At 61.6% G+C, this 20266-nt stretch carries 20 protein-coding genes and 1 tRNA gene; 15 read left to right on the top strand and 6 right to left on the bottom strand.

Annotated features, from left to right (window positions below):
- Positions 1–24 precede the first annotated feature (24 nt).
- Both EK416_RS12650 and EK416_RS12645 read right to left on the bottom strand, forming a co-directional pair.
- Positions 25–1191 (bottom strand): trans-sulfuration enzyme family protein, encoded by a 1167-nt coding sequence (locus EK416_RS12650; RefSeq protein WP_127078020.1) that lies wholly within the window; start codon positions 1189–1191, stop codon positions 25–27.
- Position 1192: 1 nt separating this feature from the next.
- Positions 1193–2557 carry a pyridoxal-phosphate dependent enzyme gene (locus tag EK416_RS12645; protein ID WP_127078018.1) on the bottom strand — a complete coding sequence of 455 codons (1365 nt, stop codon included), beginning with the start codon at positions 2555–2557 and terminating at the stop codon, positions 1193–1195.
- Positions 2558–3144: 587 nt separating this feature from the next.
- Between EK416_RS12645 and EK416_RS12640 the strand changes: the two genes are divergently transcribed.
- Positions 3145–3609 (top strand): RrF2 family transcriptional regulator, encoded by a 465-nt coding sequence (locus tag EK416_RS12640; RefSeq protein ID WP_127078016.1) that lies wholly within the window; start codon positions 3145–3147, stop codon positions 3607–3609.
- Positions 3610–3709: 100 nt separating this feature from the next.
- Positions 3710–4519 carry a lytic murein transglycosylase gene (locus tag EK416_RS12635; RefSeq protein ID WP_127078014.1) on the top strand — a complete coding sequence of 270 codons (810 nt, stop codon included), beginning with the start codon at positions 3710–3712 and terminating at the stop codon, positions 4517–4519.
- A gap of 306 nt (positions 4520–4825) precedes the next feature.
- Here EK416_RS12635 and dinB read toward each other — a convergent pair whose 3' ends face one another.
- Positions 4826–5965 (bottom strand): DNA polymerase IV, encoded by a 1140-nt coding sequence (gene dinB / locus EK416_RS12630; RefSeq protein WP_127078011.1) that lies wholly within the window; start codon positions 5963–5965, stop codon positions 4826–4828.
- 205 nt (positions 5966–6170) lie between these two features.
- Positions 6171–6246: transfer RNA gene (locus tag EK416_RS12625), tRNA-Phe, on the bottom strand.
- Positions 6247–6414: 168 nt separating this feature from the next.
- Between EK416_RS12625 and EK416_RS12620 the strand changes: the two genes are divergently transcribed.
- Together EK416_RS12620 and hisF are read left to right on the top strand one after the other, a co-directional pair.
- A complete protein-coding gene (locus tag EK416_RS12620) occupies positions 6415–6882 on the top strand; it encodes a hypothetical protein (RefSeq protein WP_127078009.1) in 468 nt (155 codons plus the stop codon).
- Between the two features lie 20 nt (positions 6883–6902).
- Positions 6903–7703, top strand: a complete 801-nt coding sequence (gene hisF / locus EK416_RS12615) for an imidazole glycerol phosphate synthase subunit HisF (RefSeq protein ID WP_127078007.1) — start codon at positions 6903–6905, stop codon at positions 7701–7703.
- Between the two features lie 176 nt (positions 7704–7879).
- On the opposite strand, the gene EK416_RS12610 is transcribed toward hisF, so the two are convergent.
- Both EK416_RS12610 and EK416_RS12605 read right to left on the bottom strand, forming a co-directional pair.
- Positions 7880–8155 (bottom strand): hypothetical protein, encoded by a 276-nt coding sequence (locus tag EK416_RS12610; RefSeq protein WP_127078005.1) that lies wholly within the window; start codon positions 8153–8155, stop codon positions 7880–7882.
- A gap of 445 nt (positions 8156–8600) precedes the next feature.
- Complete coding sequence (locus EK416_RS12605) at positions 8601–8993, bottom strand: MmcB family DNA repair protein (protein ID WP_164730094.1); 393 nt, start codon at positions 8991–8993, stop codon at positions 8601–8603.
- 175 nt (positions 8994–9168) lie between these two features.
- Between EK416_RS12605 and egtB the strand changes: the two genes are divergently transcribed.
- The 11 genes from egtB to hemA all read left to right on the top strand — a co-directional run bounded on the left by egtB (position 9169) and on the right by hemA (position 20110).
- Positions 9169–10440, top strand: a complete 1272-nt coding sequence (gene egtB / locus EK416_RS12600) for an ergothioneine biosynthesis protein EgtB (protein WP_127078001.1) — start codon at positions 9169–9171, stop codon at positions 10438–10440.
- On the top strand, positions 10437–11396 hold the full coding sequence (gene egtD, locus EK416_RS12595) for an L-histidine N(alpha)-methyltransferase (RefSeq protein WP_245434046.1): 960 nt from the start codon (positions 10437–10439) through the stop codon (positions 11394–11396). The genes egtB and egtD overlap by 4 nt, the downstream gene beginning before the upstream one ends.
- 123 nt (positions 11397–11519) lie before the next feature.
- Positions 11520–12320 carry a hypothetical protein gene (locus EK416_RS12590; protein ID WP_127077999.1) on the top strand — a complete coding sequence of 267 codons (801 nt, stop codon included), beginning with the start codon at positions 11520–11522 and terminating at the stop codon, positions 12318–12320.
- 204 nt (positions 12321–12524) lie between these two features.
- Positions 12525–13109: an acyloxyacyl hydrolase gene (locus EK416_RS12585; RefSeq protein ID WP_127077997.1), complete on the top strand. Its 585-nt coding sequence runs from the start codon at positions 12525–12527 to the stop codon at positions 13107–13109.
- A gap of 45 nt (positions 13110–13154) precedes the next feature.
- Positions 13155–13712, top strand: coding sequence for a cob(I)yrinic acid a,c-diamide adenosyltransferase (locus tag EK416_RS12580; protein WP_127077995.1), 558 nt, complete (start codon positions 13155–13157; stop codon positions 13710–13712).
- Positions 13713–13745: 33 nt separating this feature from the next.
- Positions 13746–14444, top strand: a complete 699-nt coding sequence (locus EK416_RS12575; protein ID WP_127077993.1) for a rhomboid family intramembrane serine protease — start codon at positions 13746–13748, stop codon at positions 14442–14444.
- 184 nt (positions 14445–14628) lie between these two features.
- Positions 14629–15381 (top strand): electron transfer flavoprotein subunit beta/FixA family protein, encoded by a 753-nt coding sequence (locus tag EK416_RS12570; protein WP_127077991.1) that lies wholly within the window; start codon positions 14629–14631, stop codon positions 15379–15381.
- A complete protein-coding gene (locus tag EK416_RS12565) occupies positions 15381–16319 on the top strand; it encodes an electron transfer flavoprotein subunit alpha/FixB family protein (protein WP_127077989.1) in 939 nt (312 codons plus the stop codon). The genes EK416_RS12570 and EK416_RS12565 overlap by 1 nt, the downstream gene beginning before the upstream one ends.
- Positions 16320–16338: 19 nt before the next feature.
- Complete coding sequence (locus tag EK416_RS12560) at positions 16339–17283, top strand: 3-hydroxybutyryl-CoA dehydrogenase (RefSeq protein WP_127077987.1); 945 nt, start codon at positions 16339–16341, stop codon at positions 17281–17283.
- Positions 17284–17375: 92 nt separating this feature from the next.
- On the top strand, positions 17376–18599 hold the full coding sequence (gene carA, locus EK416_RS12555; protein WP_127077985.1) for a glutamine-hydrolyzing carbamoyl-phosphate synthase small subunit: 1224 nt from the start codon (positions 17376–17378) through the stop codon (positions 18597–18599).
- 227 nt (positions 18600–18826) lie between these two features.
- A complete protein-coding gene (gene hemA, locus EK416_RS12550; RefSeq protein ID WP_127079760.1) occupies positions 18827–20110 on the top strand; it encodes a 5-aminolevulinate synthase in 1284 nt (427 codons plus the stop codon).
- The last annotated feature ends 156 nt before the right edge of the window (positions 20111–20266 follow it).

The raw sequence follows: 20266 nt of genomic DNA, 5'->3' as shown, positions 1-20266 counted from the left end.
GCCGCCTCCCCACAAGGCGAGGGCTCAGGCGCGTTCAAGCGCCTGCCGCAGGTCAGCGATGAGGTCGCCCGCGTCCTCGATGCCCGCCGACAGCCGCACCAGCCCCCAGCCGATGCCGAGCGCCTCGCGCCGTTCCGGCGGCAGCGAACCGTGGCTCATGGTGTAGGGATGCCCCGCGAGGCTTTCCACGCCACCGAGGCTCTCCGCGAGCGTGAACAGGCTCAGATTTTCCAGCACGCGCCGCACGCCGGCTTCATCGGTATCGATGTCGATCGTCAGCATGCCGCCGAAGCCGTTCATCTGCCTCGCGGCAACCTCGTGCTGCGGATGGCTCTCAAGGCCGGGGTAGATCACGCGCTTGAGCTTCGGGTGCCCTTCGAGCGATTGCGCGATGGCGAGCGCGTTGGCGCTGTGCCGCTCGATGCGAAGCGCCAGCGTCTTGAGGCCGCGAAGTGCGAGGAAGGCCGGGAACGGATCGAGCACCCCACCCGTCGCATTCTGCAGGAAGCGCAGCGCGTCCGCGAGCGCGGGTTCCTTGACCGCCACGACACCCGCGATGATGTCGGAATGGCCGGACAGATATTTTGTCGCCGAGTGCAGAACGATGTCGAAGCCGAGATCGAGCGGTTTCTGGATGATCGGCGAGGCAAAGGTCGAGTCCGCGACCGTCAGCGCGCCCGCGGCCTTGCCGATGGCCGCGATGGCGGCGAGGTCCGGCACCTTGAGAAGCGGATTCGTCGGCGACTCGATCCATATCACGCGCGTCTTGCCCTTCTGCACCGCAGCCCTCACGGCGTCGAGGTCGGTTACGTCGACGAAGGTCACGGAATGCCCCGCCGTGCGCTTGCGGACGCGTTCGAGAAGCCGCCAGGTGCCGCCGTAAAGGTCGTCGCTCGCCACGATATGGCTGCCGTGGTCGATGAGTTCGAGAACCGTCGCCTCGGCTGCCATGCCAGACGCGAACGCAAAACCCGCAACGCCGCCTTCGAGGTCGGCCACGGCCTTTTCGAACGCCGCGCGCGTCGGATTGCCCGAGCGCGCATATTCCCAGCCCGTGTGCTTGCCCGGCGAGCTTTGCGCGAAGGTGGAGGAGGCATAGATTGGCGTCATGACGGCGCCGGTAGCATCGTGCTCAACGCCCGCATGCACAACCTTGGTCGCCGTTTTCGTGTGTCGATGATGTTTGGCCACGTCAGTCCATCTTTCTGCGTAGGTGGTTGAGGAGGTCGATGCGGGTGATGAGGCCGAGGAAGCGCTCGCCGTCGACGACGACTGCCACGAGGCCGCGGTCGAACAGGGGGAGAAGGCTCTCGGGCGGCCGGCTGGCCTGGACGGTCTCGACCTTGGCGGCCATCGCGGCTTTCACCGGACGATGAAAATCGAGCGTGCCGGAGGTGAGCGCGACGAGGAGGTCGCTTTCATCCAGAAGTCCGACGCAGCGGTCGCCATCGAGCACCGGCACCTGCGACACGTCGTAGAGCTTCATGCGGCTGTACGCCGTTTGCAGCGTATCGTCCGGGCCGACCGTCACGGTTGCGTGTTCATCGTGACGGCGGGCGATGAGATCGCGCAGGTCGCCGAAGCGCGGCCGCTCAAGCAGGCCCTGATCGGTCAGCCAACGATCATCGTACATCTTGGACAGATATTTGTTGCCGGAGTCGCAGATGAGCGTGACGACGCGTTTCGGCTCGGTCTGTTCGGTGCAATAGCGAAGCGCGGCGGCGAGCAGCGTGCCGGACGACGATCCCGCGAGGATGCCTTCCTTCAGAAGCAGTTCGCGCGCCGCCGCGAAGCTCTCTCCGTCGGTGATCGTGTAGGCGTGGGTGACGCGCGAAAGATCGCTGACGGGCGGGATGAAATCCTCGCCGATGCCTTCCACGAGCCAGCTTCCCGCCTCGCCGACCACGCCCGACTTGATATATTCGGCAAGGATAGACCCTTTCGGATCGGCGAGCACGATATCCGTCGAAGGCGATACGCGCGCGAAGTAACGGGAGATGCCGGTGATCGTGCCGCCCGAACCGACGCCCGCCACGATGGCGTCCACCTTGCCGTCGAGCTGCTTGTAGATTTCGGGCCCGGTGCTGCGCTCATGCGCGGCAGGATTGTTGGGGTTGTTGAACTGATCCACGAAGAACGCGCCCGTTTCCCTCGCGATGCGCTCTGCCAAGTCCTGATAATATTCGGGGTGGCCCTTCGGTACGTCGGAGCGCGTGAGAACGACTTCCGCGCCCAGAGCGCGGACATGGGCGATCTTCTCGCGGCTCATCTTGTCGGGGATGACGAGCGTCAGCGTGTAGCCGCGCAGCGTGGCGACGAGCGCCAGCGCGAGCCCGGTGTTCCCGGCGGTCGCCTCGACGATGCGGCCGCCCGGCTTCAACGTGCCGGACTTCTCGGCGGCATCGATCATCGAAACAGCGATGCGGTCCTTGATGGAACCGCCTGGGTTCTGGCTTTCAAGCTTGGCGAACAGGCGGCAAGGGCCGGTGTCGAGATGCGACAGTTCGACGATGGGAGTATCGCCGACGAGTGCCAAGGGGCCTTTGTGGTTTGTCATGATCGACCCTTCCTGCGTTTCGAGTGCCGCGCTTCAACGCAGCACACGTCTCAAGTATGTCGGAAACCGATCGGCCGCCCACGAGGGGAAAACAGCCCCGACGCAGGCGATCGGGACAATCGCGCCCCGCCCGCAACCGGAATGTCTCCTTGCTGTGCAAGGTCAACGCACGGAAATCCAGCGAAATTTTTCCGTAATTGTTGAGCTTCGGCCAGGCTTTTGGAGGCATTGCCCCGCAAAATTGCACCTTGTTGAGATAACGTTCTATAAATTTATCATTCTCGGCATTTCCCTCCCTCGTCTGCCGCGAACTTTGCAGCTGCTTTGCTTTTTGCCGCGATGCAAATCGCCGAGGCGCGCATACCGGAGCGTTTGAAAATAGGTGAGTTCGCGCATAAGTAGCGAAAAAATTAGATAGGCTTGTGTCTTTTCGCATTTCATCCAGGGAAAAAAGGTCTAGCGCTTAAGGTGACCACGTTAGTTGATTAACATTCTGGACTTTTGCCTCAAGAAATGATTTTTCTCTTGTCGTCATCCCATTCGAAGCCTGGGCTTGCGAAGGGGTGATCTGAGGAAAGGAGAAACCCTTGCTGACCGCGAAAGGGAAATACGGCCTCAAGGCCATGGTGCATCTGGCACGCCTTGTGCCCGGCGATATCGCGCAGGTGTCCGAGATTGCGGAAGCAAACTCGATCCCCAAGAAGTTCCTTGACCAGATTTTCGCTGAGCTTCGCAAGGGCGGGCTCGTCTATTCCAAGAAGGGCAAGGCAGGGGGCTACGCGCTCGCGAAACCGGCTGCGGAAATCAGCGTCGGCAACATCGTGCGCGTGCTCGACGGTCCGCTGGCGCCGATCCCGTGCGCGAGCGTCACCGCTTACCGTCCTTGCGACGATTGCGATTGCGAAGAGGCTTGCGAGGTCCGCGCCATCATGGTGGAGGTGCGCAATGCCATCTCGGTCGTGCTCGACAATCGCTCGCTTGCGGACATGGCATCGCCGAAGCGGCGGAAAAAGCGTGCTGCGGTCAGCGATCAGGCGGCTGTGGCTGCCTGACGCGCGCATCGGCGTTCCGATCGGGACTTGCGGCGTGCCGTTATTGCCCCGGGACCGGCGCCGTGCCATGTAGGCGGCGGCCAAGAGAAAGGGGCATGACGTGATCAGGTGCATCCTCGCGGCGGTTCTGCTTTCATTTTCGGTCCCGGTGGGCCACGCAGCGCAGTGCGGCGGCGACTTTTCGGGCTTCATTTCGCAGGTTTCGCGCGACGCGGCGGCGGCAGGCATTTCCCGGTCCGTCGTCGAAAGCGCGCTCGCAGGCGCGGGCCTCGATCAGGCGGTGCTGGCCTTCGACCGCAAGCAGCGCAGTTCCTTCAGCAGCCCGAACTTCGAGGCTTTCGCCGCAAAGCGCGTGCATCCGGCGCGCATCAAGCGCGGCAAGGAAATGCTGCAGCGGCATGCCGCTCTGTTGTCTCGCATCCAGCAGCGATTCGGCGTTCCACCGCAGCTTGTCGTCGCCATCTGGGGGCTCGAAACCGATTACGGTTCGGGCGACATGGGGAAACTCCCGGTGATCCGCACGCTTGCGACGCTCGCGTGGGATTGCCGCCGCACGGAGTTGTTTCAGCGCGAGTTGATCGCGGCGCTCAAGATCGTGCAGCGCGGCGATCTTCCGCTTTCGGACTTGAAGGGCGCTTACGCGGGCGAGATTGGCCAGACCCAGTTCCTGCCTTCATCATATATCAAATATGGGGTGGACTTCGACGGAAACGGCCATGTCGACCTTCGGCACAGCGTGCCCGACGTGCTCGCTTCCACCGCCAACCTTCTCAAGGTCAATGGCTGGCGTGCGGGTGCGTCCTACGCAGAGGGAAGCGAGAACTTCCAGGTTCTGCGCGAATGGAATCGTTCCGAAGTGTATCGCAAGACGATCGTCTATTTCGCCGGACGATTGACGGAAGGCCGGTGACGCACTTCCAGATCAGCCTGCGCTAAATCCTTGATCAGATGTGACAAGCTGAGCGATACCATAAATCGCGAGCGCCGTGCCCCGCTCGATTAACGGCATGCGGCTGCAAACGCCGAGGTCGGCGGAAAAGCGCTGGGCGCTCGTTCCCGATATTGAAAAGGAATGATGCTGGCGCCGCACCCCGCGCTAGTGCTTCCCTGAAAAGCCGGGCCGCCGGATGGTGGCGCCAAAATCAGAGCGCTGTCCGGCTCGTCACGTCCGAGCCGTGGGCGGTTTGGTCGGGCGATCAGCTCCCGCGCGCCCATTTCATGCCCCCGGATTCACACCGTCCGGCAATTCGAGGCTGAGCTGAACGGCGGCTTCTTCCCTTCTCGGTTCCAGTGACGATAGCGTCACGCCGAGGAGGCGTATGCCTTTTCCGACGGGAAACAGCGGCTCAAGTAGCGAGCTGGAAATCGCGGCCAGTTCGTCCGCTTCGCGCAAGGCCCGCTCGAAGGTCCGGCTGCGTGTGATCTGCTGGAAGTCGGCGTATTTGACCTTGAGCGTCACCGTGCGGCCGGTCAACGCCTTCGCCAGGCAACTCCGCCAAACTTTGTCTGCCAGCGCGGCGGTCTCGCGCCTCGCTGGACCGAGGTCGAAGATGTCCTCCGAGAAGGTATCCTCGGCCCCCACCGACTTTCGTTCGCGATGCGGCTCGACCGGTCGATGGTCGATCCCGCGCGAGATGCGGTAATACCAGCTGCCCGACTTCCCGAAATGTTCGTGCAGGAACTCGACGGATTTCTCTCGCAGATCGGCGCCGGTCAGGATGCCGAGGCGCTCCATCTTCGCTGCCGTCGCAGGGCCGACTCCATGGAATTTCTTCACGGGCAGCGCCGCTACGAACTCCGGGCCGCGCAACGGCGTGATGACCGCTTGCCCGTTGGGCTTATTCAGATCGCTCGCCATCTTGGCAAGAAACTTACAGTACGAGATCCCTGCCGAAGCGTTGAGGCCCGTTACCTCCTTGATCCGATCCCGGATCATCTTCGCCACGGTGGAGGCGACGGCGATGCCCTGCTTGTTCTCGGTTACGTCCAGATAGGCTTCATCGAGCGATAGCGGCTCGATGAGATCGGTATGTTCTGCGAAAACGTCCCGAATCTGCGCTGAAACGGCGCGATAGACCTCGAACCGCGGTTTCACGAAGATCAGCTCGGGGCAGCGCCGCTTCGCGGTGACCGAGGGCATCGCCGATCGTACACCGAAAACCCGGGCCTCGTAACTGGCGGCGGCCACCACGCCACGCGCGGCCGATCCGCCGACAGCCACCGGCTTGCCGCGCAGTTCAGGATTGTCGCGTTGCTCGACGGAGGCATAGAAGGCATCCATGTCGACATGGATGATCTTGCGGATCTTGCCGACCGCCTCGCTTGCCTCCCGTATCCGATCTCCCGGCTCCGACATGGCTGGCTTCTCCCCGATCTTTACAGCGTCATACCGCGAATCGGACGCGCACGACGCTGGAGAGATTGTGGAGCCAGGACAAACAGGCTTCTCGATTTTACCTCCACGCCGTTAAAGCCAGTCGTTCTTCAAGCTGGCGACCGGCTCGCAAGGCGCGAGGACTTCCGCAAAGCCCGGAATCTACAGAGAGAAAAGAGGGAAGAAGTGGTGCCCAGGGCCGGAATCGAACCAGCGACACGCGGATTTTCAGTCCGCTGCTCTACCAACTGAGCTACCTGGGCATATGCGCTTTCGCGCTTTGGAGACGGCCTTATACGGGGTTTGTGCTGCGATGTCGAGGGGGTGCGACGCGCAAAAAGCGAACTTTTCGCCAGCTCCAGGCCATCCTCCCCACGCTCGTTGTCGCTGACGCCGACCGCCTATGTTAAAGTGCACCGGAGGTTATCGCCATGCTTCAACGCCCCGACCCCCAACCGCCTGACGCCAAAGCGGAAAACGAAACGCCGCGCAGCGGTTTTTTTGCGCCGACGCGCGAGCGGCTTGCTCTTGCCGCCGGATGTGCGCTCGCTGTCGCGGCCGCGACATTCGCTTCTTCAGGCGCAAGCGGCGCGGTCGACCGCTCGGCGGAATTCGCGCTTCTTATAGGCGCCCTCGCGCTGTTCAAGACTGTCATTCTGATCGCGGCCTGCACGATCCTCTGGTGGAGATTCGGCGCGAAGGTCTCGCCCGCGCTGGCTGCGGGCTATGTGCTCGCGGCAGCGGCTTCGGTGGCGGGCGCGACGCTCGAATGGAACATGGCGCATCTTGGCGCGGCGCCGTTCCTTTTCGATGGCGGCTTGCTCGTTTTTCTGCTTCTGGTTCTGCGCGACAATGGCGGGCCGCGGACGGCCGCTTCCCGGTCGCGCCGTCGCGCCTGACTCTTCAAAAGAATGATCCCATGCTGAAAAATCGCATCATTCCCTGCCTCGACGTGAAGGATGGCCGCGTCGTCAAGGGCATCAATTTCGTCGACCTGCGAGACGCGGGCGATCCCGTCGAGGCTGCTGCCGCTTATGACGAAGCGGGCGCCGACGAGCTTTGCTTCCTCGATATCACGGCAAGCCACGAGAAGCGCGGCACCATTCTCGACGTGGTCGCGCGGACGGCGGAACGCTGCTTTATGCCGTTGACGGTGGGCGGCGGGGTGCGCACGCTCGACGATGTCCGCACGTTGCTCCGGGCTGGCGCGGACAAGGTATCCATCAACACGGCGGCGGTCACGAACCGCGCTTTCGTGGGCGAGGCGGCGGAGAAATTCGGTAATCAGTGCATCGTCGTCGCCATCGACGCCAAGCGCGTCGATGATGAGGGCGACGGGCGCGGCGCTCATTGGGAAATCTTCACGCATGGCGGACGCAACCGCACCGGTATCGACGCGATCGAGTATGCGAAGGAGGTCGTCGCTCTTGGCGCAGGCGAAATCCTGCTGACTTCGATGGATCGCGACGGCACGCGCAGCGGGTTCGATCTGGGGCTGACGCGCGCGATTTCTGACGCGGTGCAGGTGCCGGTGATCGCATCCGGCGGCGTCGGCAATCTCGATCATCTCGTGGAGGGCATCCGCGACGGCGGCGCGACAGCGGTGCTCGCGGCCTCGATCTTCCACTTCGGCGATTACACCATCGGCGAGGCCAAGCGTTACATGTCGGCGGCCGGGCTGCCTGTGCGGCTTGACGCCGTTTCTGCGCTTTCTAGCTGAAACGCGCGTTTCAGCTCCGTCTTGGAATTGCCGCTCTATGATCGCCGTGCAGCAGCCTAAATCACCCGCCGCACCATGGTGAGCGGTGCGGCGTGGTGGGTCCATTCGGGGCGGCTTTATGGAGCGCGCGTCAACGCCATAGACGCCCTCACATTCAATATGACGCGACGATAAAGCTAGGCCAGTGCCTTTTCGGGAGCGGCGATCATGGGGCGCAGACCCGCAATTTCAGGCGTGGCTTCGCGTTTGATCAGCCTGTCCCTGTGATGAAGGACGACCATTATTTCGAGAACCTGAGACACGAATTCCTGATAATTCCAGCCGAGTTGCTCCGACTTGAGCCACATGTTTTCAAGGTTTTTTTCGATGGAAACCCTGGTCTTGAAGTGTCTCGGCTCATTACGGCCATCGCCTGCTTCGGTCGCCACCGAAAACGCAAGTCCCCGGAGCATTTCTTTCCTCGTCGCGGCTGCGCTCATAAAAATTCCCCTAACTCAAACCAATCGATGTGAATGTCAGATAATCCAACGGCCCTTTGGGCCTTTGAGTGCTGGTAAACATCGCGTTAAAACATTTGTTCCAAAGTAAGCAAATTTTGCAAGCGATCCGCAAAATGAGTGGCAGAAACAGCACACACATCGATCTCGAAGCCGGCTTGAACGAAGCATAGCGATCTGGATAAGCGCGAGCCACCCGATCAGGAGGCGCGCTTCTCGGCAAAAACAGCCTGTCGCGTCTTCGGCCTCGGCCAGCAGGCTTGTTTCCGTGAGGTTCCACACGGTCAGCCAGTGGAACAGGGCTGACCGGTTTGTCTTTGTCGAAAGCGGGAAAACGCGCGATGAGCCCGCGGTTCAGTGTCTATCGGCGGAACAGCGCCGTCCTACCGCTCGGCAGGTTTCAGACGGGAAAGATCGGATCGTCACGGCCTGACAAACGGCGGGCCGCCAGCAGCGCAAAATGAAGCGTGAGTGATTTGCGGCGGCTCGCCGCAATGGGCGAGGCTTCCGGCTCACGCACCATCACGGCTTCATACTCATCCGAGACGAGGAGGCCCGCTTCCGGCGGCAGGATCTCCTGCGGAAAGGCTGGACCGACCGCGAAGAAGAACCGGTCGCACCATTCGCGATAATCGCGCCATTTGTGATCCGAGCGGAAATCGGGGACGCCAGACTTCACCTCGACGATCCAGATCTCACCCTTCGTGCCGATGGAAAGAATGTCGGCGCGTCGTCCGCTTTTCAGAGGGAATTCGGTAAGCGCGCCGTGGCCGAGCGTTTCGAGCAGTCGCATCGCGCCGCGCAACGGTCTGGGCGCTGGCCTGGCACGGGAGGGCGAAACGAGGATTGGGGTGGCGGCCGCGCCGCGATCTGATGCCACGATGGACCCACTTCGGAGATGAATTGTTGCTCAGGTCTCCGGTCGACGGAGAACGACCCTCCAAGGAAACCAAGGAAGGCGCACGGCAATGCCCCTCGATTATCCTCCCCCGATCACCGCCAGCGACCGTCAGCAGCTTAAGCTCTCTGAAAGGCTGTTTGCAACCCGCGGACTTTCTCTGGACATCGCCCGCCCGCTTTCCGCCGAAGATCAGACGGTTCAGGCGATGGAGGACGCCAGCCCGACGAAATGGCATCTCGCGCATACGACGTGGTTCTTCGAGGAGCTGCTTCTGAAGCCGTTTCTTCCGGGATACCGCATCTTTGACGATCGCTTCGCCTATTGCTTCAACTCATACTACAACAGTCTCGGAGAGCGGCACCCCCGCCCGAAGCGCGGGGTGCTGACACGGCCCCGAGCCGACGAGGTGATCGCCTATCGCGCCCATGTGGACGAACATCTGCGACGTCTCTTCGATGCGCCGATGGCCGAGGGCGCGCTCTCGCTTGTCGAGATCGGCATCAATCACGAGCAGCAACATCAGGAATTGATGCTGACGGACATCCTCGCCCTGTTCGCCGCAAATCCGCTTCGGCCCGTCTGCCGCGCCGAAGCCCCACAACCGGCGGCGCTCGAAGGCGGCACGGGCGAGTGGCGGGCCGTGAAGGGCGGCATCCATGAGGCCGGCCATCGCGGCGGCGGCTTCGCCTACGACAATGAAAGTCCGGCGCACGAGGTTCTGCTGCGCGATTTCCGCATCTTCAGCCGTGCGGTGACGAACGGCGAATGGCTCGCTTTCATGGAAGCAGGCGGCTATCAGACGCCGTCGCTTTGGCTCGCCGACGGTTGGGCGGCGGTGGAAAGCGAGGGGTGGCGGGCGCCGCTTTACTGGGAGCGCATCGGCGATCTCTGGCACCAGATGACCCTCTACGGACTTCGCCCTGTGGAAGCCGCCCGCCCTGTCATACACGTCAGCTATTACGAGGCGGACGCATTCGCGCGCTGGGCAGGCGCCAGGCTGCCAACCGAATTCGAATGGGAAGTCGCCGCGTTCGGCGAACCGGAACCCGCGCCGTTCGACTTCGCGCGGCTGCTGCCATCGCCAGCCGAAGACGGTGTGTCGCCCATGTTCGGGGGCGTGTGGGAATGGACAGCAAGCGCGTACCTTGCCTATCCCGGCTTCAAGTCGCTTGAAGGGCCTCTCGGCGAATACAACGGCAAGTTCATGTGCAATCAGATGGTGTTGCGCGGCGGCTCCGCCTTGACGCCGGACGGCCACATCCGGCCGAGCTACCGCAACTTCTTTTATCCGCACCAGCGCTGGCAGATGACCGGCCTCAGGCTTGCGAGTGACGCATGATGCTGGAACCGTTTCACGCGCATGAACCGCACCAGGCGCCCGACGACGATTTTCTCGACGCCGTGCTTCACGGGCTTTCGCTTCCGAAGAAATCGATACCGAGCCGCTTCCTTTACGACGCGCGCGGCTCCGATCTTTTCGAGCGCATCACCCGAGTGCCGGAATATTATCCGACGCGCACCGAAATCGGTTTGCTGACGGCGCGAGCGGCCGAGATCGGAGCAGCGCTGCCGAGCGGCGCGGTCGTGGTGGAATTCGGCTCGGGATCCAGCCGCAAGACCGAACTGCTGCTTGCCGCGCTCGACCGGCCCTGCGCCTATGTTCCCATCGATATTTCGGCCGCCGCGCTCTATCCCGCAGCGCGCCGCATCGAGCAAGGCTTTCCCGATGTGGGTGTCTACCCGGTTCTCGGCGGCTTCCACGATCTCGCGCGCATGCGGCTCCCGCTCGGCGACTCGCCGCTCATCGGCTTTTTTCCCGGCTCCACGATCGGAAACTTCGCGCGACAAGAGGCAGTCGACTTCCTTCTGTCGGCGCGGCGTCTCCTCGGTCCCGGTGCGGCCTTTCTTCTTGGCGCTGACCTTCAGAAACCCCTGAACATCCTGCTGCCTGCCTATAACGACGCCGATGGCGTGACGGCCGCCTTCAATATCAACCTCCTCGCGCGCATCAACCGCGATCTCGAAGGCACCTTCGACCTCGACGCTTTCGAACACGCGGCGATTTACAACGAGCGTTATCACCGGATCGAGATGCATCTGCGCTCGCTGGCGCGGCAAAGCGCGAGCGTTGCGGGGCGAAGCTTCTTCTTCGCGGCTGGTGAAACGATCCACACGGAGAATTCGCACAAATATACCCCCGAACGCTTCGGACGGCTGGCGCAAGATGGCGGCTGGGAGGTATCGCGCGCTTTCTACGACGAGAACCGCCTTTTTTCCGTGAACCTTCTCGCATAAAGATCAGGCCGGGCTCAAACTTGACCGGCTGATCCGATGCTTCTTACTGACGATTCCCGCGTACCTCATGGAGGAGCGCAAGAAGAAACGCGCGCGTCCCTGGCCTCTCTTGTTTCCGTTGGCGTGCTCAGCTTTCGGGCGCCGGAAACGATCAGAACCGCGCTGGCCCGCCATCGCGAGAGCGGCCTGATCGACGCTGCCGGCGAGTTTTTCGTCTGGTTCAATGAACTGTCCGAAACGGATCGCGCCATCGCGGCGGAAGCGGGCGTCGATTTCGCGGGATCGGCAGAGAACGGCGGCATCTACGGCGGCTTTCGCGCGATCGCCGAGCGTGCGACGAAGCCTTATGTGCTGATCCTCGAAAACGACATAACCCCGCTCCCCGGTGCGGATGTTCGCGGCTGTATCGAATCCTGCGTTGCGGATATGATGGGGAACGATATCAGAACGTTTTCGCTGCGCTCCCTGCGAGAGCCGGGAGAGGGTGTGATTTACCGAAAATATCTCAGTTTTTTCGGCGCGGTCGATCCATTCGTGCCCGGCATTGGGCCACGGCGCTCTCCCCTGTGGACCCGCCTCAGAATGCTGGCCGAATACGGCAACCCGGACAAATTTCGTTCCGCCTCGACATTCCTCGAACGCGAGCCTGACAAAGTGCAGCCGAAGGCCGTGCTGAAGCTGCCGAGCGGAAACTTCGTCACCGATTCGCGCTACCGGAACTGGACCAATCAGTCTTTGCTGGTGGAACGTCGCTTCTTTCTGGACGTCATCTGCGCGCGCGTCGAGAGCCATCCCGACCCACGCCTTGTCAACGGCCATCAGGATATCGAGCGTGCCCTCAACAGTTGGTGGTGGCGGAGACAGCGGGAGCGGTTGGGGATCGCGGGCGACGGCGTGTTCACGCATCGCCGCCTCGACCGTTAGACATCGCCTGATGACGTATTAAGCCACCCTGCTTGCTCCCGGTTGCAAGATGTAACGCATTGTCAAAGATTTCGTGCCCGCGTTGCTTGCTCTCGTGTCAATTTTCTCACAGCGCCCGGCAAACCGGATTCCGAAGCTCTCGCCCGGTTTGACAAAGAAGGGCGGTCGGCCTCAAAAAAAGAATACGGACCACGGGGAAAGAAAATGGGCGGGCACACATTCAGCATCGGGCGCATGCTCGCAGCATCGGCTGTGATATGTGCGGGGTTGTCGGCACCGGCAGCCGCCCTTGAAGCTTTCACGGAAGCCAATCATCCGTTCTGGGCAATCGATGAAGTGCGCGCAGGCGTCTTCAAGCAAGCGATCGACGATGCGCCCGGCGAAGGCGGCCCCGCCATCAATCTTGAGGTTCTGAGCGGCCGGATCCCGGGAGCTTACGAGAACAGCGTCCTGAATATCTTCCTGACGCCCCGCCTCCACATCGGCGGCACATATGCTTTCGACAAGACCAGTCAGATTTACTGGGGTGCCACCTGGGACGTGAAGCTGACGGATCGCGTGTTTTTCGAAACGTCCTTCGGCGGCGCGGCGCATGACGGCCCGCTCAGCTCGAAGACCGAAGCATCTTACGGATGCGACGTGAACTTCCGCGAATCGGCGTCGCTTGGCATCGCGCTGTCTGCGGACTGGAAGATCATGGCCACCATCGATCACATGTCGAACGCTGGCCTTTGCGACACCAATCGCGGCCTTACAAATGCTGGTGTGCGTCTAGGCTACAAGTTCTAAGTGTGCTATCCCTGAAGCCTTGCTCCAGCGGCAAAAGGTGATGGCATGACGGGCATTTCGACGAAAACAGGCGATGGCGGGAAGACCACTCTTGCAAATGGCGTCCGCCTCTCGAAATCGCATATCCGCATCGAAGCCTATGGCACCGTCGACGAGACGAACGCGGCGATCGGCGTGGCGCGCTTCAAGCTGCCGGCTGATCAGACCGCCGTCGCGGAGATGCTTGAACGCATCCAGAACGATCTCTTCGACATCGGCGCGGATCTGGAAGCTGCCGACGCCGCCGCGCCCCAAAGACTGAAGGCGGAGCAGGTCGCCCGCCTCGAACACGAAATCGAAGCTTTGTCCGCCGAATTGCCGCCGCTCAATGCTTTCATATTGCCGGGCGGAACCGAAGGCGCTGCCGCGCTGCATCTGGCGCGCAGCATCTGCCGCCGTGCGGAGCGCCGCATTGTCGAACTAAAGGACGTGCAGGGCGAACCGGTGAGCGACGCCATCCTCGCCTATATGAATCGGCTCTCGGATCATCTCTTCGTGGCCAGCCGTTTCGTGAACGGCAAAGGCGCAAACGACTTTCTATGGAAGCAACACTCCGCTTCCTGATTGCACTTCATTTGAATTTCGATCGGACTGCCGATGTTTGTGCCGCTCTGGGACATGAACCAGCTTAAGAGGGTTAAATTCCAGTATGTGACCGTCGGCTTGATTATCTTGAATTGCCTCGTCTATTTCGTCTTCGAAACGCACCTCTTGCTCTCGTCTCCCGCGAGCTTCGTCGATGCGCTCGCGCTCAAGCCGCGCGATGTGGAAACGGTGAGCGCCTTCATCGACCATATCCCCGACCAGTTCCGGCTTGTGACCTACATGTTTCTCCACGGGAGCGTCTTTCACCTTCTCGGCAACATGATCTTTCTCTTCGTCTTCGGCGATAACGTCGAGGACGCGCTGGGGCATGTGCGCTTCTCCGCGTTCTACGTCGTTTGCGGAGTCGCGGCGGGAATCGTTCACAGTCTCGTCACGACGACGCCGGACATCCCGCTGATCGGTGCGAGCGGCGCGATCGCCGGCGTCATCGGCGCCTATCTGATGCTGCATCCGAACATCAGGGTCTGGGTTCTTTTCCAGAACCCCGTCATCCCGTTCCTGCCGCTTCGCTTCTCCGCTGGCGCCGTCATCGGGGTTTGGATCGTCTACCAGATCGTTTCCGCTCTTTATCTCACCAATCACGGAACGGCCTGGTGGGCACATATCGGAGGGTTCTTTGCCGGCGCGCTGCTGATCGTCGTCCTGAAGCGGCGCGGGGTCCCTCTGTTCGATTCGGCAACGGGAGTGTAGTCCCGCGACTTCATTTAACGGCGCGCTAATAATTGTTTAAGGTGCTGTCCATTGACACTTTCGCAAGTGCGAAATACCTTTGCCTGGGCTAACCTCAGCTACGTAAGTAGGATGCAACCGGAGTTGACCCCGCGCTGCGGTGCAGCATAATTGGCGGACAAGAAAAATCAGGGCATGGTTCCATATGAAGATAATTGTCCCCGTCAAGCGGGTGGTTGACTACAATGTCAAGATCCGCGTGAAGCCCGATGGGAGCGGCGTCGACACCATCAACGCAAAGATGTCCATGAATCCCTTCGACGAAATCGCGGTGGAGGAAGCGATCCGTCTGAAGGAGGCAGGGCACGCCGAAGAAGTGATTGCCGTGTCTATCGGTCCCGCCAAGGCTCAGGAAACGCTTCGCACCGCCCTTGCCATGGGCGCGGATCGCGCGATCCTTTACAAGACAGACCTTCCGGTCGAGCCGCTCGCCGTCGCAAAAATTCTGAAATCCGCCGCCGACAAGGAAAAGCCGGGCCTCGTGATCCTCGGCAAGCAGGCCATCGACGACGATTCCAACCAGACCGGGCAGATGCTCGCCGCGCTTTTGAACTGGCCGCAGGCCACATTCGCATTCAAGGTGACCCCGCAGGGCGAAACTGTCGAAGTCGTCCGCGAAGTGGACGGCGGTCTTCAGACGCTCGCGCTGCGCCTTCCCGCCATTGTCACTGTCGATCTTCGCATCAATCAGCCGCGCTACGCATCGCTGCCCAACATCATGAAGGCGAAGAAAAAGCCGCTCGAAGAGATCGACGCCGCGTCTCTCGGCATCGACATCGAGCCCAAACTCAAAGTGCTCAAGACGGCTGAGCCGCCCACGCGCAAGGCTGGCGTCAAACTCAAGACTGCTGCCGAACTCGTGGACAAGCTGCGCACCGAAGCGGGAGTGTTGCAATAATGGCCGTTCTTCTCGTCGCTGAACACAACAACAAGGCGCTGAACGGCGCGACCGCAAAGGCGCTGACCGCCGCGAAGGCGCTCGGCGCGCCCGTCCATGTACTTGTGGCGGGCGCCGGCGTCGATGCCGTTGCGCAGAAAGCCGCCGCGCTCGAAGGCGTTGAAAAGGTGCTTGTCGCCGACACGCCTCACCTCGCCGCGCATCTCGCCGAAGATCTGACGGCGCTCATCGTGCCGCTGCTGGCGAATTACGATGCCCTCGTCGTGGTGGCGTCCACCACCGGCAAGAACTTCGCGCCGCGTGTCGCCGCGCTGCTGGACGTGCCGCAGATCTCGGAGGCGACCGCGATCTTGTCGCCGACGCAGTTCGAGCGGCCGATCTATGCCGGCAACGCGATCCAGACCGTCGAAGTCACCGCGCCGAAGAAGGTGCTGACGATCCGCACGACGGCGTTTGCCGCCGCGCCCGAGGGCGGTTCCGCCGCCATCGAGAAGATCGAGGCGCCCGCGCAGAGCGAGCTTTCGAAGTTCGTGAGCGAGGACATCTCTCAGTCCGCGCGCCCCGACCTTACTGCCGCAAAGGTCGTGGTCTCAGGTGGCCGCGGCCTTGGGTCCGCCGACAATTTCAAGCTTATCGAGCGGATCGCCGACAAGCTGGGCGCCGCCGTCGGCGCAAGCCGCGCGGCCGTGGACGCAGGTTTCATCCCGGGCGACTTTCAGGTCGGCCAGACCGGCAAGGTCGTCGCCCCGGAACTTTATATCGCCGTCGGTATTTCGGGAGCGATCCAGCATCTGGCTGGCATGAAGGATTCCAAAGTGATCGTCGCCATCAACAAGGACGAGGAAGCGCCTATCTTTCAGGTTGCGGACTACGGCCTTGTAGGCGATCTCTTCCAGATCCTGCCCGAGATCGAAGCGGCACTCGACAGCCGTAAATAACGCCAAACCAGAGTTGACGATGTCCCACACTGCAACGACTGCCTCTCGTGGAAATCCGTTCGTGAACCACGCGAAGGGGCGCGAGCCTGTCGCCATCAAGACGGTAGGTATTATCGGCGCGGGACAGATGGGCAACGGTATCGCCCATGTCGTCGCTCTGGCCGGTTACAACGTGCTGCTGCACGACATCAGCAAGGAGCGCGTTGAAGCCGCGCTCGCCACCATCAACGGCAATCTGAGCCGTCAGGTTCATCGCGGCAAGATCACGGAGCAATGCCGCGATGGCGCGCTCTCGCGCATCGTTTACGCGCCCGCCGTCGATGCGTTCCACGAGGCCGATCTCGTGATCGAGGCGGCCACCGAGGATGAGGACGTCAAGCGCAAGATCCTCATCGCGCTCTGTCCGCAATTGAAGCCGCATACGCTCATCGGCAGCAACACCTCTTCCATCTCCATCACGCGCCTTGCGGCCGTTACCGACAGGCCGGAACAATTCATCGGGCTTCACTTCATGAACCCGGTGCCGGTGATGGAACTGGTGGAGATGATCCGCGGCATCGCCACGGACGAGTCGACGTTCCACACCGCGCGGCATTTCGTTGAAACGCTCAACAAGACCGTCACCGTCGCGGAGGATTTCCCGGCCTTCATCGTGAACCGCATCCTTCTGCCGATGGTCAATGAGGCGGTCTACACGCTTTACGAAGGGGTCGGCTCCGTCGAGGCCATCGACCTTGCCATGCGCCTCGGCGCGCGCCACCCGATGGGGCCGCTTCAGCTCGCCGATTTCATCGGCCTCGACACATGCCTTTCGGTGATGCAAGTGTTGTACGAAGGTTTGGCGGACACCAAATATCGGCCGTGCCCGCTGCTCGTAAAATACGTTGAAGCCGGGTGGCTCGGGCGCAAAACCCAGCGCGGATTTTACGATTATCGGGGCGAAGTCCCGGTTCCGACGCGATAAGGCCGCGCGTCCAGCATACTTACGATCAATTTCGCGGTTGTAAGGCGGCGCGCGCCGCCTTAAACCTCGCGCGGAACAAGCAGGAACACGCCATGTCTCTTATCGACCCCGCCGGCAGCACTGCATGGGCGGAACGCCCCTACACAGCCGCCATCGTCCTGGCCAACGGAACGGTCATTCAGGGATATGGCGTCGGAGCGGAGGGGGAGGCAGAAGGCGAGGTCTGCTTCAATACCGCCATTTCCGGTTATCAGGAAATTCTCACCGACCCGTCCTACGCGGGTCAGATCATTACCTTCACCTTCCCGCATATCGGCAATGTCGGCACCAATCCGGACGACATCGAGACGACGAACCTTGCTGCGTCATCGGGCGTGCGCGGCTGCGTCCTTCAGGCCGGGATCACCACGCCGTCGAATTATCGCGCGCGGCAGAGCCTCGACCACTGGCTTCGCGCGCGCGGCATCGTCGGCATCTCGGGCGTCGACACGCGCGCGCTCACCATTCTGATCCGCGAGTCCGGCATGCCGAACGCGGTCATCGCCCATCATCCCGACGGTGTTTTCGATTTCGATGCTCTGAAAGCAAGGGCGCGTGCCTGCCCCTCCATGGAAGGTGCGGAACTCGCCCGCGCCGTCACCACAACGCAAAGCTACCCGTGGACCGAACAGCGTTGGGCCTGGGACGAGGGCTTCGCCGAACAACAGAACCCGCAATTTCACGTCGTCGCGGTCGACTACGGGATCAAGCGCAACATCCTGCGCTGCCTCGCGTCCGCCGGTTGCCGTGTCACCGTTTTGCCCGCCTATGCGACGGCGCACGAAATCCTGGATCGCAACCCCGACGGGGTCTTCCTGTCGAACGGCCCCGGCGATCCGGCGGCGACGGGCGAATATGCCATTCCGGTCATCCGCGAGGTGGTGGGTGCAGGGGTGCCGGTCTTTGGCATCTGCCTCGGCCATCAGTTGCTCGGTCTCGCGCTCGGCGCCCGCACCATAAAGATGCCGCATGGCCATCACGGCTCGAACCATCCCGTCATGGATTACACAACCGGCAAGGTTGAGATCACCTCAATGAACCACGGTTTCGCGGTCGACCGCGCGAGCCTGCCGTCCGATGTCGAGGAAACGCACGTCTCATTGTTCGACGGAAGCAATTGCGGCATCCGCCTTCGCGGGCGCCCTGTTTTTTCCGTTCAATACCACCCCGAAGCGTCGCCGGGGCCACAGGATAGCCACTACCTTTTCAAGCGTTTTGTCGATCTGATGCGAGCGCATGCGGCTTCGCAACCCCCGGTGAACGCACGCGAGGGTTGATCATTTGGCGCCGCTTCCACTGTCAGGGTGCGTTGACAGACAACAATGTCATAAAAAATTGACGTGCGTCAGTTTGTAAGCCTTCTAAGTGGTAGACTTCTGCTTGCGTTCGCGCAATTATCTGCCCCAGCAGGGCGGAAATCCTGCCAGCGAACCCGACAGTTGGCCATTCCGCTCCAAGGCGCGCATCCGTGCGAGCGCCGATTCCCGCCAACGAGGAACGCTACATGGACTATCAGGGGAAGTTTGGCGAAGCTCTCGAAGCCTTGACCGCCGAGGGCCGATACCGTGTTTTTGCCGACATTCTAAGACGCCGTGGGGACTTCCCGTGTGCGGTCCATCATACTCCCGAAGGAACGAAGCCGATCACCGTCTGGTGCTCCAACGACTATCTCGGTATGGGGCAGCATGCGTCGGTGCTCGCCGCGATGCACGAAGCGATCGACACGGTCGGCGCGGGTTCTGGCGGCACACGCAACATCTCCGGCACAACGCATTATCACGTTGAACTTGAGCGCGAACTGGCAAGCCTCCATGGCAAGGAAGCGGCGCTGCTCTTCACCTCGGGTTACGTGTCGAACGACGCCACGCTGTCGACCCTCGTCAAGATCCTGAAGGGTGCGGTCATCTTTTCGGACGAGAAGAACCACAACTCGATGATCGAGGGCATTCGCCACGGTGGCGGCCCGAAGCGCGTCTGGCGTCATAACGATCTGGAGCATCTCGAAACACTGCTTCAGGAATATGACAACGACACACCGAAGATCATCGCCTTTGAATCCGTCTATTCGATGGACGGCGATATCGCTCCGATCAACGACATCTGCGATCTCGCAGAGAAGTACAACGCCTTCACCTATATCGATGAAGTCCATGCGGTCGGCATGTATGGCGACCACGGCGCGGGCGTCTGCGAGCGCGACAACGCGATGCACCGTATCGATATCATCGAAGCTACGCTTGCCAAGGGCTTCGGCCTGATGGGCGGCTATATCGCTTCTACGGCGAAGGTCATCGACGCGATCCGCTCCTACGCACCGGGCTTCATCTTCTCGACATCGCTTGCCCCGGTGATCTGCGCAGGCGCCATCGCCAGCGTTCGCCATCTCAAGCAGAGCAACGTGGAGCGCGAGAAGCATCAGCTCAATGCGGCGCTTCTCAAGGAGCGTCTCGCGCTCGAAAATCTGCCCGTCATGCATACGCCGAGCCACATCGTGCCTGTGCTCGTCGGCGACCCGGTGCAGTGCAAGCAGCTTACCGACCAGCTCCTCGACCGCTTTGGCATCTATGTTCAGCCGATCAATTACCCGACCGTGTCGCGCGGCACCGAGCGCATCCGGCTCACACCTGGACCTCTGCACACCGAGGCCCAGATGGAGCACCTGGTGAAATCTCTCCGCACCCTCTGGGACGAGATGGGCCTTCGCAACGGTTACGACTGGTGCCAGCTTTGGCGCGGCCGTATCGCGGTCGCCGGCCAGTTTGAACTGGGCGTCGCCGCTGGCGGCTGAGGCACAGCCGCTGCAAAGTAGTTTGAAAAGCGCCGTCCCGACGAAAGTTTGGGGCGGCCTCTTTTTATCCAGGGCAGCGCCGCTTCTTTGAAGAACAGTGGTGGGAGACCTTTTTCGGTGCCTGTCCGAAATGCCATGAACGCCTTCCTCTCTCTG

The organism is Rhodomicrobium lacus, from assembly GCF_003992725.1.
GTDB classification, from domain to species: domain Bacteria; phylum Pseudomonadota; class Alphaproteobacteria; order Rhizobiales; family Rhodomicrobiaceae; genus Rhodomicrobium; species Rhodomicrobium lacus.
Note: the sequence above shows the minus strand (reverse complement) of the source record. Positions and strands in the feature narration are given on the sequence as shown.

Coding starts and splice junctions, on each gene's coding strand:
- EK416_RS12645 (WP_127078018.1), bottom strand. CDS start 2,557: ATGACAAACCACAAAGGCCCCTTGGCACTCGTCGGCGATACTCCCATC.
- dinB (WP_127078011.1), bottom strand. CDS start 5,965: ATGTCGGAGCCGGGAGATCGGATACGGGAGGCAAGCGAGGCGGTCGGC.
- EK416_RS12620 (WP_127078009.1), top strand. CDS start 6,415: ATGCTTCAACGCCCCGACCCCCAACCGCCTGACGCCAAAGCGGAAAAC.
- hisF (WP_127078007.1), top strand. CDS start 6,903: ATGCTGAAAAATCGCATCATTCCCTGCCTCGACGTGAAGGATGGCCGC.
- EK416_RS12610 (WP_127078005.1), bottom strand. CDS start 8,155: ATGCTCCGGGGACTTGCGTTTTCGGTGGCGACCGAAGCAGGCGATGGC.
- EK416_RS12605 (WP_164730094.1), bottom strand. CDS start 8,993: ATGCGACTGCTCGAAACGCTCGGCCACGGCGCGCTTACCGAATTCCCT.
- egtB (WP_127078001.1), top strand. CDS start 9,169: ATGCCCCTCGATTATCCTCCCCCGATCACCGCCAGCGACCGTCAGCAG.
- egtD (WP_245434046.1), top strand. CDS start 10,437: ATGATGCTGGAACCGTTTCACGCGCATGAACCGCACCAGGCGCCCGAC.
- EK416_RS12585 (WP_127077997.1), top strand. CDS start 12,525: ATGGGCGGGCACACATTCAGCATCGGGCGCATGCTCGCAGCATCGGCT.
- EK416_RS12580 (WP_127077995.1), top strand. CDS start 13,155: ATGACGGGCATTTCGACGAAAACAGGCGATGGCGGGAAGACCACTCTT.
- EK416_RS12575 (WP_127077993.1), top strand. CDS start 13,746: ATGTTTGTGCCGCTCTGGGACATGAACCAGCTTAAGAGGGTTAAATTC.
- EK416_RS12570 (WP_127077991.1), top strand. CDS start 14,629: ATGAAGATAATTGTCCCCGTCAAGCGGGTGGTTGACTACAATGTCAAG.
- EK416_RS12565 (WP_127077989.1), top strand. CDS start 15,381: ATGGCCGTTCTTCTCGTCGCTGAACACAACAACAAGGCGCTGAACGGC.
- EK416_RS12560 (WP_127077987.1), top strand. CDS start 16,339: ATGTCCCACACTGCAACGACTGCCTCTCGTGGAAATCCGTTCGTGAAC.
- carA (WP_127077985.1), top strand. CDS start 17,376: ATGTCTCTTATCGACCCCGCCGGCAGCACTGCATGGGCGGAACGCCCC.
- hemA (WP_127079760.1), top strand. CDS start 18,827: ATGGACTATCAGGGGAAGTTTGGCGAAGCTCTCGAAGCCTTGACCGCC.